The organism is Massilia sp. ST3 (assembly GCF_018119405.1).
Taxonomy (GTDB): Bacteria; Pseudomonadota; Gammaproteobacteria; order Burkholderiales; family Burkholderiaceae_D; genus Telluria.
The window spans coordinates 1-2,090 of record NZ_JAGPWC010000142.1; the positions used below are offsets into that span (position 1 = coordinate 1).

Annotated in this window: 2 tRNA genes and 1 rRNA gene; all 3 read right to left on the reverse strand. The window is 52.1% G+C overall.

The annotated features are described in order from the left end of the window. Positions 1–110: 110 nt before the first annotated feature. Positions 111–186 (reverse strand) — tRNA-Ala (locus tag KBW98_RS23725). 18 nt (positions 187–204) lie between these two features. Beyond that, a tRNA-Ile gene (locus KBW98_RS23730) sits at positions 205–281 on the reverse strand. 78 nt (positions 282–359) lie between these two features. After that, positions 360–1,888 (reverse strand): 16S ribosomal RNA (locus tag KBW98_RS23735). Positions 1,889–2,090 lie beyond the last annotated feature (202 nt).

Sequence of the window (2,090 nt, forward strand, 5' to 3'; positions counted from 1 at the left end):
CACGCTTAAAAAAACTTTACTTCTTCCAGATTGTTAAAGAACGAGAACTACACTTATCTAAATCTGTATTGCAGACTTAGATAAATGCAGTGAACAGTGAACCAGGTGAGTGGTGGAGGATGACGGGATCGAACCGACGACCCCCTGCTTGCAAAGCAGGTGCTCTCCCAGCTGAGCTAATCCCCCGTGGTACTGCGATAACCGTGGTGGGTCTGGTTGGATTCGAACCAACGACCCCCGCGTTATCAACACGGTGCTCTAACCGACTGAGCTACAGACCCGAACTGTTCTCGTTGCTCTTGCAACAGCCGATAAGCGTGGACGCTTGATGATGGGCGTTAGCCCTGGTGCTACTCTAGAAAGGAGGTGATCCAGCCGCACCTTCCGATACGGCTACCTTGTTACGACTTCACCCCAGTCACGAATCCTACCGTGGTAAGCGCCCCCCTTGCGGTTAAGCTACCTACTTCTGGTAAAACCCGCTCCCATGGTGTGACGGGCGGTGTGTACAAGACCCGGGAACGTATTCACCGCGACATGCTGATCCGCGATTACTAGCGATTCCAACTTCATGTAGTCGAGTTGCAGACTACAATCCGGACTACGATACACTTTCTGGGATTAGCTCCCCCTCGCGGGTTGGCGGCCCTCTGTATGTACCATTGTATGACGTGTGAAGCCCTACCCATAAGGGCCATGAGGACTTGACGTCATCCCCACCTTCCTCCGGTTTGTCACCGGCAGTCTCATTAGAGTGCTCTTGCGTAGCAACTAATGACAAGGGTTGCGCTCGTTGCGGGACTTAACCCAACATCTCACGACACGAGCTGACGACAGCCATGCAGCACCTGTGTTCAGGTTCCCTTTCGGGCACTCCCGGATCTCTCCAGGATTCCTGACATGTCAAGGGTAGGTAAGGTTTTTCGCGTTGCATCGAATTAATCCACATCATCCACCGCTTGTGCGGGTCCCCGTCAATTCCTTTGAGTTTTAATCTTGCGACCGTACTCCCCAGGCGGTCTACTTCACGCGTTAGCTGCGTTACCAAGTCAATTAAGACCCGACAACTAGTAGACATCGTTTAGGGCGTGGACTACCAGGGTATCTAATCCTGTTTGCTCCCCACGCTTTCGTGCATGAGCGTCAATCTTGACCCAGGGGGCTGCCTTCGCCATCGGTGTTCCTCCACATCTCTACGCATTTCACTGCTACACGTGGAATTCTACCCCCCTCTGCCAGATTCTAGCCTTGCAGTCTCCATCGCAATTCCCAGGTTGAGCCCGGGGATTTCACGACAGACTTACAAAACCGCCTGCGCACGCTTTACGCCCAGTAATTCCGATTAACGCTTGCACCCTACGTATTACCGCGGCTGCTGGCACGTAGTTAGCCGGTGCTTATTCTTCAGGTACCGTCATTAGCAGAAGGTATTAACCTCTGCCGTTTCTTCCCTGACAAAAGAGCTTTACAACCCGAAGGCCTTCTTCACTCACGCGGCATTGCTGGATCAGGCTTGCGCCCATTGTCCAAAATTCCCCACTGCTGCCTCCCGTAGGAGTCTGGGCCGTGTCTCAGTCCCAGTGTGGCTGGTCGTCCTCTCAGACCAGCTACTGATCGTCGCCTTGGTGAGCCTTTACCTCACCAACTAGCTAATCAGACATCGGCCGCTCCAAAAGCATGAGGCCCGAAGGTCCCCCACTTTCTTCCGTAGAACGTATGCGGTATTAGCGTAACTTTCGCTACGTTATCCCCCACTTCTGGGTACGTTCCGATGTATTACTCACCCGTTCGCCACTCGCCGCCAGGTTGCCCCGCGCTGCCGTTCGACTTGCATGTGTAAAGCATGCCGCCAGCGTTCAATCTGAGCCAGGATCAAACTCTTCAGTTCAATCTCTGTTTGTTGGCATTGCTGCCATCATCATTTCTGATGAGTCGCTCACTCAAAATACTGACGAAATCTCCTTGCGAAGATTTACGTTTATTTTTTGTGAACATTTGATAATTTAAGTAATCAGCGACCGAAGCCACTGGCACCTTCATCAAACGCCCACACTTATCGACTGTTGATTGTTAAAGAGCTCGAATTCTGT